This window comes from Pseudoalteromonas sp. NH0006-46 (assembly GCF_057547735.1).
In genome coordinates, this window is the sequence record NZ_BAAJML010000005.1 from 210,110 (window position 1) to 224,915 (window position 14,806).

The following is a 14,806-nucleotide window of genomic DNA, read 5'->3' on the forward strand; positions in this document are numbered from 1 at the left end:
TAATTAACGGCGCATTTTATGCTATCTCGCAGCGCAATAAAAGCAACCGTGATGTAATCATATAAAAACAATAAAAAACCCATAACTAGCATCACTAATTATGGGTTTATAGCATTTAAATTTACATAAAAACGATTATTGCAATTTTGCTTGCAAACTGAGCGCTTCTTCTTGAACCTCTTGAGGACCTTTAGCTATTACGTCTTCAATTACTTTAAGCGCTGAGTCGAAATCGTCAATTTCAATATATGCGCGTGCTAAATCTAACTTAGCAGAGTAACCTCCACTTTCAGCATCAACGTCTGTTGGGTTATCACCTGCAAGCAACGCATCAAACTCACTTAAGCCCAAATCAATATTTACATCATTGTAAGGCTCATGCTCAAGTTCTGCATCGTCGCTTTGCTCGAGTAATGAATCAATATCTACAAAATCATCTTCACCTAATGGTCTAGCGTCTTCGGCTTCAGGCGCTGGCTCTTCATGATTGAACACTTCTTCATCAACTAAGTCTTCTTTTAATAAAGAATCAAAGTCAACATCAAACTCGCTGCTATCTTCTATATCAAGCTCATCGGGAGCGGCTAACTCATTAAGCAATGAATCGAAATCGGTTTCACTTAAGTCTGCCATGAATTCATCATCAAGTGCTTCATCTGATACAAGATTAGTATCGTCTTGTGACTCTACTTGAGTTAGTTCGGCTTCACGGTCAACATTGGTTTGTTCATTTATTAAATCGTTCGATTCAGTTGTAAATGCATGATTGTTTAGCTCATCGTTGTTATCAAGCGCTAAAGAGTCCTCATCAATGTCATTCAACTCTGTAAGTAAATCATCGAGTGTATCATCGTTTAAATCGTCGAGCTCAGTATCCAGTTCATTAAACTCATCAATTAATAAATCGTCATTAAAGTCCGTTTCCGAGCTATCTAAATCATCTTCAGCTGAATTTTGATTCTCAAGTTCATTAGCATCGAGCTCTAAATCATCAAACTCATTATCAGAGTCATTTTCTAAACTATCTAAATTAACGTCAGTAGAAAACGCTTCCTCAGTGTCATTTGATGATAGTTCAGCTTCAAGCTCTGAAACTAGCGCCTCGTCACTTGTTATTTGACTATCGACTTCATCTAAACCTGATAAATCAGTGTCGTTCTTCGATATATCAGGAAGTAGCTCTTCACCATCTTCGGTTATAACAGAGTCAGGGTCTAAATCGTTATTTGATTCAACTGTATTGTTTTGTGGCTCTGCGAACTCTTCTTCTGCTGAAACCTCATCATTAATGTCTGCAATTGAACTTTCAACCTCGTCATTGGTTGCAAGCTCTGTGTCTAGCTCATTATCAACGGTTGGCTCGATACCTAAATCAAATGATTCAAACTCTACGCTATCAGGTAAATCTGTGCTATCAACTGCATCACCTGAAACAGGCACTTCATCCAAGTCAGTAGCTAAAGAGCTAGGTTCGTCATTAGTTTCAGGCTCTATATCTAATTCATCAAACTCATTATCAATTAATGGTTCATCATCAAAATCATCTTCCAAACTATCTAAATCAATATTTGATGAGAGCGCTTCTGATAGTTCTTGCTCTGTTTGGCTTGATGATAAATTTGGTTCAAGCTTAGCATCGAGCTCCTGATCAATCGCGCTGGCGCTTTCATCATCTAAGTCTTGTTCAAGTTCTTTATTATCTGCTTTCTCAATGTCGCTTTGTGACATGTCTGAAATCAGTTCTTCAACACCTTCTGCACCAACTGAATCAACTTCTGAACCAGTGTCTAATAAATCTTCGTCCGTGCCCTCTGGTACTAAAACGTTAGCTTCGTCATTAGTTTCAAGCTCTAAATGGGATTCATCAAACTCATTATCAATTAATTGTTCATCATCAAAATCATCTTCCAAACTATCTAAATCAATATTTGATGAGAGCGCTTCTGATAGTTCTTGCTCTGTTTGGCTTGATGATAAATTTGGTTCAAGCTTAGCATCGAGCTCTTGATTAATCGCGTTGGCGCTTTCATCATCTAAGTCTTGTTCCAGTTCTTTATTATCTGCTTTCTCAATGTCGCTTTGTGGCGTATCTGAAATCAGTTCTTCAACACCTTCTTCACCAACTGAATCAAATTCTAAACCTGTGTCTAATAATGAATCTTCGTCCGTGCCCTCTGGTACTAAAACGTTAGCATCGTCATTAGTTTCAAGCTCTACATGTGATTCATCAAACTCATTATCAATTAATGGTTCATCATCAAAGTCATCTTCCAAACTATCTAAATCAATATTTGATGAGAGCGCTTGTGATAATTCTTGCTCTGTTTGGCTTAGTGATAGCTCTGGTTCTAGCTCTTCATCATCCGACACTTGAGTATCATCATCCGAAAAGTCTGAAACCTCCTCTTTAGCTGTGAGCTCAGCAAGTTCTTCGTTACCATCTAATTCGTTATGCTCTTCTGTTGAGGCTACTTCGTCAGCATCGCCTGATTGCAATGGTTCATTATCATCAATTACTGAGGTTGCATCAAAATCAGGATTAATATGAGGCTCATCATCAATTTCCTCATTAAGGTTACCCAAGTCCGCGCCCTTAGAAATCGACTCAGCTAAGTCTTTTTCTGTTTGACTAACAACATTTTCGCCATTGTTGTTAGTAGACTCTCGTGTTTCTGAGTCACCCTCATTTAAAAGAGCTTCTGTGTTTGTTTCTGCGCCCTGATCTTCTGCTATTTCTAACTCAGGGTAATCGTCTAATTCTTGACTAGGCGTTATTGATTCTGTTTCTAGTAATTCATCCTCAAGGGATAGATCAGAATCAGTGTCTTCTGCTAATGGATCATCACCTAGATCAATCTCGACTTCTTCGATTTCATTATCTAAATCGTCCAATGTCCATTCAGGGCTTTCTATATATTCTGGATCTTCAGGTTGTTGTAATTCATTTAAAAGCTCATCTACACTTTGCAACGCATCATCGTTATATTCATCCAGTAAATCTTCTGGATCTAAAAGCGTGTCTGATGTGTCTGTAAAATCATCTGACCCAAGGTCTTCAAGCACTTGTTTAGGCTCTTCTTCAAGCTCTGGCTCTTCTGCAAGCTCTGGCTCTTCTTCAAGTTCTGTCTCTTCTACAAGTTCAGGCTCTTCTGCAAGCTCTGGCTCTTCTTCAAGCTCTGGCTCTTCTTCAAGCTCTGGCTCTTCTTCAAGTTCTGTCTCTTCTACAAGTTCTGGCTCTTCTTCAAGTTCTGGCTCTTCATCAAGCTCTGGCTCTTCATCAAGCTCTGGCGTATCGGAAAGATCTTGCTTGCTCTCTAATTCTGACTCGTCAATTAATGAGGTTGCTAAAGACTCGACATCATCAACATTTAACTCTTCTTGTGCCTCAGCTAAATCATCAACGGAATCAGCTAGAGCAGTATCAATATCAAAATCATCGTTTTCTTCAACTAACGCATCGGCTGTAATTTCTTCCGTTAGATCATCGCCAGCGTCATCAATTAAGCTATCAATGTCATCTAAGTCAAAGTCATCGCCTTCTTCAACCAACGCATCGGCTGTAATTTCTTGCGCTGAATCATCGCCAGCGTCATCAATTAAGCTATCAATATCGTCCAAGTCAAAATCATCGCTTTCTTCAACCAACGCATCGGCTGTAATTTCTTGCGTAGAATCACCGCCAGCGTCATCAATTAAGCTATCAATGTCGTCTAAGTCAAAGTCATCGCTTTCTTCAACCAACGCATCGGCTGTAATTTCTTGCGCTGAATCATCGCCAGCTTCATCTATTAAGCTGTCAATGTCATCTAAGTCAAAGTCATCGCTTTCTTCAACTAACTCATCGGCTGTGGCCTCTTGCGTTGAATCATCGCCAGCGTCATCAATTAAGCTATCAATGTCGTCTAAGTCAAAGTCATCGCTTTCTTCAACTAACGCATCGGCTGTAATTTCTTGCGTTGAATCATCACCAGCGTCATCAATTAAGCTATCAATGTCACCTAAGTCAAAGTCATCGCTTTCTTCAACCAACGCATCGGCTGTACTTTCTTGCGTTGAATCATCGCCAGCGTCATCAATTAAGCTATCAATGTCGTCTAAGTCAAAGTCATCGCTTTCTTCAACCAACGCATCGGCTGTACTTTCTTGCGTTGAATCATCACCAGCGTCATCAATTAAGCTATCAATGTCATCTAAGTCAAAGTCGTCATCTTCTCCAGGAGTTTTATCCGCTGTGACTTCTGGTTCGGCGCTAGTTTGATCAAGTAAATCATCTATATCAAAATCATCGGTCGCCAGCTCTTCGCTCAGTGCCGCCATTTCATCGTTAGATTCTAAACTGTCATTGTCTGGTTCTTTTTCTGTTGGTGAATCAAACTCAGGTAGGCTGTCATCTTCGTCAAATAAACTGTCTAAGTCATCATTACTTAAAATATCATCAGTTCCAGACGGTTCTTGGTCTAAATCTAAATCAATGTCGTCTAAGCTATCATCAGCAGTGTCGTCAAACCCTTGCTGCATAAAAATGTCAACTTCATCGTCTTCGTCACTTTCATCGTCAAAAACAATATCGTCACTGAGTAAACTTTCTAACTCATCTTGATCGAGAAGATTGTCAGATTCATCAAGCTCGTCTGTATCATCTTCTAATAAATCATCATCAGAAAGCATATCGTCTTCAAGATGATCGTCTAACTGAACACTCAAATCATCAAGTGGGTCTGGAATAATAGGATCATCAAGTGGGTCTGCTACATCATCATTTGAATACGTTGGCGTTTGCGGTAAAAACTCATCATCTTCTTGAGGCTCTTCTTGGCTATTTGCTTTTTTACGCAAAAACATAACAATACCAAAAATAATCAATAAGCCAGGAATAAACATTAATAGCCCAAGAACTATGGGATTAGATAAAAGCGCAAGCAGGTCAAAATCGCTTTCAGGTTCTACCTCTTTTGCTTTTTGCTGAGCAATTATTTCGTTTTGTTTAAGTATTAATTCTTTTAACTGCAGCTGTATTTCACTGTCTTGACCTAATTGTTGGCGAACATTTTCGAGCTCTTTAGAAATTCCAGTTAGTTGTTTTTTAAGGTTATTATTTTCAACTAAAATCTCTTCAACATTTGTTACTGAACTTTTAAATTGCTGCTGTAACTCAACTAACTTATTAGTTTGGTCTGTTTTGATCTCTTTTATTTCTTGTTGTAATTCTTTTTTGGCGTCGTCTACATCAACTTTACGTGCTTGTGTAACTTGTGTTTGAGCCGTTGTTATTTCAGTCTGTGTGAGTGTTCCGTTTTTTTTCTTTTCCCACAACTCGTCGTCTTGCTCAGAACGCTGCCTAGCAAGTTGAGTGTTCACACGTCTAATTTCAGATAAAGTAGGTATTTTTAAGTAAGCCCCACTTCGCATATGATTGAGGTTTTGATCTAAAAATGAGTCGGGGTTTTTGTTATACAAGGCCTGCATAACTTGATAAATACTTACTGAATTATCTGGGCGTACTTTTACAGCTATACGCCAAAGTGTATCGGTAGGTTTAATCGGACCAATAGATCGCCCTTGAGCACCATAGTCAACGCCTTTAGGCCCCTTTAATTGGGTACTATCTTGTGTATATACAGGCGTTACTACTAGTGCAGACGCTAATATTAAAAGTATAGCCAAACCGCGCATGCTGATCCTTTAATGTCTAAATGTTACAAAGCACTCTAAACTAAGTGTGTAAACATTGATTACTCTTGCCTTATCAGCCTAATGACTGACTCACATTTGTTATTACAATCTATTTTTGTTGCAAGCTCTATTCCAATTACAAACTATAAACCACTTAAGGCACAATATCCATTGCAACACATTGAAAAGAAATGCCTTAACAACACATTATTAATATTAATTTATTGAGTATTATCAGTAACTTTATTAAATATTACAAAAAGCGGCAAAAAAGTGACGCTCCTCTTAAACAAAAAACGGCAAACACATTGTGCTTACCGCTTTTAAAGAGTATTTAACATTCAAAAATGTTACATGTAGTTTGCTATTAATTCTTCAGCTATTTGAACGCTATTAGTTGCCGCGCCTTTGCGAGTATTATCACTAACAACCCACATATTTAAGCCATGAGGGTGTGAAATATCAGCACGTAAACGCCCTACATATACAGTATCGTTACCACTGGCATCTGATACTGCGGTTGGGTAATCACCTTCATCGTCAATTAGCTCAACACCAGGCGCATCATTTAGCAGCTGTTTGACGTGTTCAAAGTCATATTGCATACGTGTTTCAATATTAATAGATTCAGAATGGCCAAAAAACACTGGAACACGCACACATGTTGGGTTTATGGCAATTGTTGTGTCGCCCAATATTTTGTGCGTTTCGTTTACCATTTTCATCTCTTCGCGGGTATAGCCATTATCTTCAAAACTATCTATTTGAGGAATAACATTAAACGCTATTTGCTTTGGAAATATCTCATTATCCATTGGGCGTGCATTCATCAAATTAGCAGTTTGCTTTGCTAACTCATCAACAGCTTCTTTTCCTGCGCCTGACACCGCTTGGTAGGTTGATACGTTAATGCGGTCGATACCATACGCATCGTAAATTGGTTTTAATGCCAACATCATTTGAATAGTTGAGCAATTAGGATTTGCAATAATGTTGCGATTTCTAAAATCAGCTAAACTTGAGGCGTTTACTTCCGGTACGACAAGTGGAATTTCAAAGTCATTTCTGAAGTGTGAAGTATTATCGATGACTATACACCCTGCGTCTGCTGCAATTGGGGCATATTTTTCTGAGACGCTGCCACCGGCAGAAAACAATCCAATATGCGCTTGGCTAAAATCAAAGCCTTCAACGTCTTGTACTTCAATTGTCTCACCACGAAACTTAATATCTTCACCTGCACTGCGGCTGCTCGCAAGCAAAAATAGCTGATCAACCGGAAATTTACGATCTGCTAATGTTTCGATAATTTGACGCCCTACTAAACCAGTAGCACCAAGTACGGCAACGTTATATTTTTGCGACATATTTTTTCCTCTTTAAACGATATTAAAACACCGTTAAATTAATAATTAGTTGGTTAGTGTAAAACCAAGTTGGCCTAAGGCAGCTAGTTGCGGGCCATCACCTTTAACGGTTAAGGTGCTAAATTCTCTTCTTACAGGATAGTTTTTACGTAAACTATCAAAACCATCCGACTCTAGATGACGAAGTAAAATCCCATCATCTCTTCGTACATCGTAAATTGTATGCACTAAACGTGCTATGTCTAGCTCTGTGAAACTTGAACTAACAGTGGCCTGCGTAATAGCTGGTACCGGTAAAAAATCGCCTAACGATTTCATAGCTTCAACGCCTTTGAGTTCGCATAGCTTTTGATACAGCATTTGTGTACCTCTTGCCTTACCCTCTAAGGTATGGCCTGCAATGTGTACACTGGCATAGCGAACGTGTTCAAATAAATCGGTCAAAATATTGGGCTCATTTTCCCATACATCAAGCACTAAATCTAAATTGGCACCACCTTGCATTACATCAAGTAAAGCACAATTGTCGATAACATCGCCCCGGCTGGCATTAATTATCGTAGTACCGGGTTTTAAAGCACTGAGTCTCACTTTATCCATCATGTGCAAGGTTCTATGCGCACCACTTTTAATAAGTGGCACATGAAAAGTAACAATATCTGACTGTGTGAGTAACTCATCTAACTCTACATGTTCATCAAGTAAGCCTTGCTCATGCTTAAGAGGGTCGCATAGTAGTAATTTTACATTTAATGCTTTTAACTTTTGCGCCAAACAACTACCAATGTTGCCTACCCCAACAATACCTATAGTTTGCCCGTTTAGTGGGCGGGCATTCTCTTGGCTTAGCGCAAATAAGCTGCTAATAACATACTCTGCAACAGCAATGGCATTACAACCAGGCGCACTAGTAAATGTGATATTTTTTTCTTTTAGCAGCTGTGTATCTATATGGTCAATTCCAATAGTGGCTGTGCCAACAAAACTTAACTTATTCGCTTTTGCCAATAATTTGCTGGTAACGTTGGTAACTGATCGTGTGAGTAAAACATCTACGTCTATAAGTTGGTCGGGTTTTAGGTTACGTCCATCAAACCGTTCAACCTCACCAAAATCTGAAAAGTACTGCTCAACTAAAGGCATGTTTTGATCGGCAAGAATTTTCATCACAGAATCCATTTGGCAATTAAGAGGCGCCATTGTATCGAACAACCAGACCTTTGCACAAACTAAAAAGGCCGAATCAAAAACTGATCCGGCCTTTTGAGCAAAATAAAATATAATGCTTAAATTACATTCTATTTTTATGCAAACTTAAGTTTATAACTCAAAATCTTTTTTGAATTTTAGACCAAATTCACTACGGTCGTTGCTTCTCATAACTCCAACAAAGCCTGATTGTTGTAAACGACCTACATCGTATACTTCGTTCAGAACGTTTTCGCCATAAAGTGTTACTTCCATATCACCATATGCGTTAGTGTAAGAAATGTTAAAGCCAACTAACTCACGCGAATCAATTGTTTCACTTTGGCTATATACTGACTGACCTTGCATTTCACTACGGTATGAATAATTAGCATTAAGTGCAACTGTTGCACCGCTGTCTAAATCCATAAAGTATGATGGGGCAACCATTACAGTCCAGCGAGGTGTTAAAGCCGGTGAATCACCTTTACCAATACCTTGAACGCCGGCATCAACCTCTGTAATTTCTGAATCTAGGTAACCTACAGCACTTCTTATTGTAAAGTCGTCAGTGATAGCAACGGTGGTTTCAAGCTCTATACCTTGTGCTTTTGATTGGCCCGCATTTTCAACAATAGTTACAAAACCACCACCCGCTGTTGGATCTGAAAACGGAAGTGCTAAATCAGTGTAATCAGTAACAAATACCGCTAACATCATAGATACGTTTTCGTGTACCTGGCCTTTCAAGCCCATTTCGTAGTTAACCGCTTTAGTTTCGTCGAACGACACAAACTGATCTGGTCCACCAAATGGACGCGGTGGGAAGCCACCAGTTTGATAACCTTTTTGAATTTGACCATACAAATTCATGTTATTGCTGATTTGGTATGATGCATTAATGTCCCATGTCACCGCGTCAAAATCAGCACTTACAAACTTAGGTACAGGGAATGTTGGGAACTGCGCGTTTGCGTCTTTTTCGTCTTTAGAATAACGCAATCCACCGCCAACAGTTAAATCATCAGTTAAATCGTAGCTAGCATTAATATAAGCTGCATATGAGTTAGTTTCTTGATTAATTTCAAAGTCGCCGTAGCCACCAAATGAAGGAGTAACGCCATCATTCAACAAGCCATTTGGTGTATTGAACGGACTAAATACAAATGGACCTGAACGAGTGAAGCCATCTTCGTTAAAGAAGTAAAGACCAGAAACAAAATCCATGTTGTCGAATGTTGCATTTAACTGAAGCTCAAATGAGTACTGATCGGCTCCACCTTCTTCAGGAAATTCTGATAAGTTCAGAGGTGATGCATCATCATCAAGGCCACCTTCATACTCAGATGTACGATAGCTTGAAATAAATTTAGCTGTGTATGTATCGTTAATCGCCCAATCAGCAGTTAAAGACGTACCCCAACCAGAGTATGACGTTGACTCAATACCAGCAACAGTAGTCCCTAAATCATCTGGGTCTGATGGGATCATGTCTTGTGTAAGTAATGGAAAGTCACCATTAAATACATCATTTGGGTCAAGTGGTTCTGTCAGTTCAATTGTGTAAGGAGATTGGCCTGACTCGTTATCAACACCGTCTAAAGAAAACGTAAATGCAAGATCTGAATTGGCTTGCCATTTAAGAGCAACACGACCGCTAAACTCTTCTTCTTCGCCGATTTCTTTTTCTGGGTTCGCTAGGTTTACCGCTTCGCCAACACCGTCACGTGTTTTGTATGACGCGCTTGCAGACATACTTAACTCGTCATTTAATGAGTTATTGAAGTAAATATCGCCAGCAATACGTCCACGACTACCTAATTTTGCAGACGTTGTTAAAATACCTTCATCACCTGGTTGTTTGGTAATAACGTTTACCGCACCACCTAAAGTGTTTCGACCATATAAAGTACCTTGTGGACCGCGCAATACTTCTACACGTTCAACATTTGGCAATGATAGGTTAGACCCCATTTGACGGCCTAAGTAAACACCATCAAGGTATACACCCACACCTGGATCGGTTGTAATAATGTGATCTTGCAAGCCAATGCCACGAATAAATACCGAAGCATGTGCTGCGTTACCTACACCGTAACGTGTGATGTTTAAATTTGGAACGTATTTACCAATATCTTCAAGGTTACTCATATTGGCTTTATCAATTAAGTTAGCACCAATTGATGTGATAGCGGTTGGAGATTCAAACAAGCTCTCTGTACGTTTACGAGCTGTAACTTCGATTTTTTCAAACGCATCTTGTTTTGCAGTTGTTTTGGTTTCTTCAGCACTTACTGAAGTAGTCAGGGCAGCAACTATTGCTAGGCTTAACTGTGAGAGTTTGCGTAGTTTCAAAATATTCTCCAAAGGATACCGTAAATTATTTATTATGCATTTACTGGTGCAACCAGTAAGTTTTGGGCATAAAAAAAGATGCGTGGTAGCATCTTTCCTCTGGAAGGGCATTATATTACACAATTGTGAATTTATGTATTTATTTTTTGGTAAAAATGCAAATGTTCCTTATAGGGGAAAAAATAACACGTTGCAGCGATACTTACTTTTTATGCAATTACGGCATAAAACCTCGCGCAATAAATATACGTTCTTAAATTTAATTGGCTGAAACTTATTTTGATATTTTACTTAAAATCAGCAACCTGCATTAAAAACACCGGGCATATCCCCTTAAAAAATAATGATAAAGCATTAAGTTAATCAGTTTTTATCACTAACTTGCTAAATTGATTAGATATAGCTCTATTTCACTTCTATAATACGCATGAATCAACATCTAATTAACTAATAGGAAATACATATGAAAAAGCTATCTGTAGCAGTAGCATTATGTGCGGCTTTAGCAACAAACTATGCTAGCGCCGAAGTTCGAATTAATGGCTTTGCATCAATTGTTGGTGGAAAGAGCCTTGATAGCGACAGTACCTTATATGGATATGATGATGACATTTCATTTAAAAACGAAAGTGTCTTTGCATTACAGCTATCAGCTGACCTAATGGAGAAACTAACGGCAACAGCTCAAATTGTTGCTCGTGGTGAGAATGATTTCGACGCAGAATTTGAATGGGCCTACGTAACTTATGAACTAAGCGACGAGTTACAAATTAGCGCGGGTAAAATGCGTGTACCTTTTTACCGTTACTCAGATTTTATTGATGTAGGTTACGCTTACCGCTGGGTACGCCCGCCTCAATCTGTTTATAGCATTCCTTTTTCTACCTATGAAGGTTTAAGCTTATTGCACAATACACAACTTGGTGATTGGGATTCAACAGTACAAGTCATGTACGGTAGTTTTGATGGTGAAATAGACGCAATCACTGAAAAAACTCAAGCTGAGCTTAATGATTTTGCTGGCATTAACTGGACGCTTGCATACGACTGGTTCAGTGTTCGTGCTGCATATTTAATTGCTGAATCATCATTTGCACTTGACGGAACAGACCCCAGCGGCGCTGCATTAAATGGATTAGAAGCTGCACTTCGCGCAAACAGCTTAAACACGTTAGCTGACGATATTGCAATAAACGAAGATGACAGCAGCTTTTTCGGCTTTGGCTTCTCGATTGATTATGATAATTTCTTATTTGATGCTGAATATACACAATTTGAAGTAGAAAACAGTATTTTGACTGAGCAAACACAATATTATGCATCTGTAGGTTACCGCTTGGATGACGTTATAGTCCATTTTACGTATGAAGATAATGACGATAAGCATGATGCATCTCGCTTTGACCCTATCGCAGCAGTACCAAGCCTTAATGCAGCTATAAACGGTGCCTTGACAGGTGTTCAAGCGCAAAGCAATGTATACACTATCGGCGCGCGTTACGACTTTCACCCTTCTGCAGCTTTTAAAATCGATTTTAGCCGCTTTGAAGACGATGTAACTGATACAGAAACTGATGTTGTTGCTGTTGGCGTTGACCTTGTATTTTAATTGGAGCAAATAATGAAAAAATTAATTTTAGCTAGTGCACTTTCATTGTGCTCAATTAATGCTTTTGCAGAAGTTGCGGTAATAGTTAACGCTGGAAACGCCAATGCTTTAGACGCAGATACTATTAAGAAGATATACCTTGGTAAAGCCAAATCATTTGGTGATGGTACTAAGGTAAACCCAGTAAACCAAGATGGTACCGCTGCAGCAGATGAGTTTAACGATAAAGTTGTAGGTAAATCTGGTAGCCAGCTTAATGCTTACTGGTCTAAACTTGTGTTTACAGGTAAAGGTACACCACCCGAGAAGTTAGGTTCTGATCAAGCTGTCATAGATTTTGTAGCAGCTAATGCTGATGCTATCGGCTACGTAGATAGCGCAAAAGTGAGTGGCAACGTAAAAGTAGTTGCGACCTTTTAACCGTTTAAAACGGTAAATTAAAAAACCATCAAATGGTGGTTTTTTTATGCCTGTAAAAAGTTATATCAATTGGCTTAATTAACTAAGCTATTAAAAATATGGGAAACGCGTTAATAAGCAAGGTAAAAGTTTGTTATCCAATTCCTCAATGTAAATAGTACAGTTATCGCCCAGTCTTGCACTTTAAATTGCTCTGTTGTTGCAGGTCAGTAATACCTACTAGCCTGCAAAACAAAAAAGCCTCCACTTGGAGGCTCTATTGGTGTTAATTTTACCTATATATCACTCAATTCTAAATTTGGCTGTTGCATCTAGCAGGTTATCTGATAAGTAATGTAGGTTTTTAGCTACATCCCTTACAGCAAGTAATGAGTCCATAGTGTCTTCAAAAGAAACATGCATATTAGAGACATTTTCTACAACCATGGCTGCAACCGATGTTTGCTCTTCTGTCGCGGCTGCAATTTGAGAGTTCATGCCGTTTATTTCTAACATTTGCTCAGCTATTTTCTCTATTGATATACCTGTTTTTTCAGCCGCTGTTGCATTATCTGTAGCCATATCACGCGCTGAGGTCATCGCAGTAACTGAGTCATTAGCGGCGGTTGTTAACGCACCTAACAATTCGCGTATTTCATTAGTTGAATGTGCGGTTCGTGAAGCAAGCTCTCGTACTTCATCAGCTACTACCGCAAACCCACGACCATGTTCACCAGCTCGTGCTGCTTCAATAGCCGCATTTAGAGCAAGTAAGTTGGTTTGATCGGCAATTGAAGTAATTACATTCAATATTTGCGATACATTTTTTGTGTCGTCCGCAAGTTTATTAATTGTTGTTGCTGCTTGGTTAATTTCATTACTCAATGTACGAGACGCATTTACTGACATTTGTACTTGTGTTCGGCTTTGTTCTACTTCTTTTTCTGCTGTTTCAGCAGCGTGTGATGCATTTGCTGCAGATTGAGAAATATCACCCACACTTTGCTTCATCTCTTCCATTGATTGCTTAACAATTTCAGCATCTGTTGTTTGTTTCGTTGTTGCACGCTCTGCCTGCTCCATGCCTTGTACTAATCGGGTAGAGTTTTCCATTAGAGGTTCACATACAGCAATTACTTCAAGTACGGTTTCTTTCAATAGCGCAATAAAAGAATTAAAGTTGATAGAAACTTGGCCAATTTCATCTTTAGAATTTACGGTTAACTGAGTACTCAAAGATCCTTTACCATTCGCTAATAAACTTAAATTATTTGCTGCATCACTTGCTGAAGAGCCAATATTTTTTGCTATCCATATAGCCATAAACAAAAGCAGCAATAAAGACACGATAGACACAGCAAGCATTAAAGTAAGTGCATTATCAGAACGCGTGTTAGTGCTTTCAACTAATTCAAAAAAACGATTATCAGCTTTTTGTTGCGCTGCTTTAAAGCTCTCTAAAACAGAACCATAAAGACTTGTTTTTAACTGGGCTTGCTGTTGGATTTTACTAAAGTCGGCAGTGCCATTTACCATTCCATTAGCAATGGTTGCTGAGATTTTTTCGTAGTCGGCTAATTCTTTAACTACATCATCACTAATGTAGCCATTACTTATCTGCTTAATTAGATTTATATTTGATTCAATTGTTTTGTAAGTGTCATCAGCTTTGGTTATTAAGTCTTGTTCACCAAATGTCACTGCTTGTGTGTAAAGCTCATCGAGTTTTTCTAACAGCCCTACATTCGCTGATGTTAACTTTACAACTTTATATGAAGAATTCCCCATTTCATCTAAAGAAGCCCTATTATCATCTATGGCAAGAAAATTAATTAATACCATAATTATAAAAGCAACAACTGCAATACATGTTATTGCATGTATTTTTTTAGTTATGCTTAGGTTTTGAAAAGAGAAGCCTGAAGCCATACTATTTACCTTTTTGAGTTATCTAAATATATTATCGGCTCAATACTGATAAGTGTGAGTTAAATTTGTAAAATTTCTAGTTTTTTTTTCATTTTAATCATTAATTAAGCTAAAAACTAAAATTAATACAAAAAAATAAACATTATTGGGTACACGATGTGTTTTTCGTAGAAAAGACCAATAACAAAATCTAAATTATTCTTGGTACACAAACGTTTGAAGTGCAAAAAACAATCAAAACAAATTTTAGATACAAAAAAACCAGTAACATTACTGCTACTGGTTT

The 14,806-nt window shown here is 38.4% G+C and carries 7 protein-coding genes; 2 read left to right on the forward strand and 5 right to left on the reverse strand.

Annotated features, from left to right (window positions below; genetic code table 11):
- Positions 1–135 precede the first annotated feature (135 nt).
- From AC27I2_RS12200 to AC27I2_RS12215, 4 genes are all read right to left on the reverse strand, one after another.
- Positions 136–5,673: a FimV/HubP family polar landmark protein gene (locus AC27I2_RS12200; RefSeq protein ID WP_487204421.1), complete on the reverse strand. Its 5,538-nt coding sequence runs from the start codon at positions 5,671–5,673 to the stop codon at positions 136–138.
- A 350-nt stretch (positions 5,674–6,023) separates the two neighbouring features.
- Complete coding sequence (locus AC27I2_RS12205; protein WP_058404774.1) at positions 6,024–7,040, reverse strand: aspartate-semialdehyde dehydrogenase; 1,017 nt, start codon at positions 7,038–7,040, stop codon at positions 6,024–6,026.
- 45 nt (positions 7,041–7,085) lie between these two features.
- Complete coding sequence (locus AC27I2_RS12210) at positions 7,086–8,207, reverse strand: 4-phosphoerythronate dehydrogenase (RefSeq protein WP_487204422.1); 1,122 nt, start codon at positions 8,205–8,207, stop codon at positions 7,086–7,088.
- A 153-nt stretch (positions 8,208–8,360) separates the two neighbouring features.
- Entirely contained in the window at positions 8,361–10,583 is a 2,223-nt protein-coding gene (locus tag AC27I2_RS12215; protein ID WP_219422454.1) for a TonB-dependent receptor, read from the reverse strand.
- A gap of 463 nt (positions 10,584–11,046) precedes the next feature.
- On the opposite strand from AC27I2_RS12215, the gene AC27I2_RS12220 reads away from it, so the two are divergent.
- On the forward strand, positions 11,047–12,192 hold the full coding sequence (locus AC27I2_RS12220; RefSeq protein ID WP_058404777.1) for a porin: 1,146 nt from the start codon (positions 11,047–11,049) through the stop codon (positions 12,190–12,192).
- 12 nt (positions 12,193–12,204) lie between these two features.
- The gene (locus AC27I2_RS12225) at positions 12,205–12,612 is read left to right on the forward strand and encodes a type 2 periplasmic-binding domain-containing protein (RefSeq protein ID WP_058404778.1); all 408 of its coding nucleotides are present in this window, start codon (positions 12,205–12,207) and stop codon (positions 12,610–12,612) included.
- Positions 12,613–12,894: 282 nt separating this feature from the next.
- Here the strand turns inward: AC27I2_RS12225 and AC27I2_RS12230 are convergent, their stop codons facing one another.
- Positions 12,895–14,520: a methyl-accepting chemotaxis protein gene (locus AC27I2_RS12230; RefSeq protein WP_487204423.1), complete on the reverse strand. Its 1,626-nt coding sequence runs from the start codon at positions 14,518–14,520 to the stop codon at positions 12,895–12,897.
- Positions 14,521–14,806 lie beyond the last annotated feature (286 nt).

What these genes read in the sequence shown, in the direction of transcription:
- AC27I2_RS12200 (WP_487204421.1), bottom strand. Translation starts at nt 5,673, where the DNA reads ATGCGCGGTTTGGCTATACTTTTAATATTAGCGTCTGCACTAGTAGTA.
- AC27I2_RS12205 (WP_058404774.1), bottom strand. Translation starts at nt 7,040, where the DNA reads ATGTCGCAAAAATATAACGTTGCCGTACTTGGTGCTACTGGTTTAGTA.
- AC27I2_RS12210 (WP_487204422.1), bottom strand. Translation starts at nt 8,207, where the DNA reads ATGAAAATTCTTGCCGATCAAAACATGCCTTTAGTTGAGCAGTACTTT.
- AC27I2_RS12220 (WP_058404777.1), top strand. Translation starts at nt 11,047, where the DNA reads ATGAAAAAGCTATCTGTAGCAGTAGCATTATGTGCGGCTTTAGCAACA.
- AC27I2_RS12225 (WP_058404778.1), top strand. Translation starts at nt 12,205, where the DNA reads ATGAAAAAATTAATTTTAGCTAGTGCACTTTCATTGTGCTCAATTAAT.
- AC27I2_RS12230 (WP_487204423.1), bottom strand. Translation starts at nt 14,520, where the DNA reads ATGGCTTCAGGCTTCTCTTTTCAAAACCTAAGCATAACTAAAAAAATA.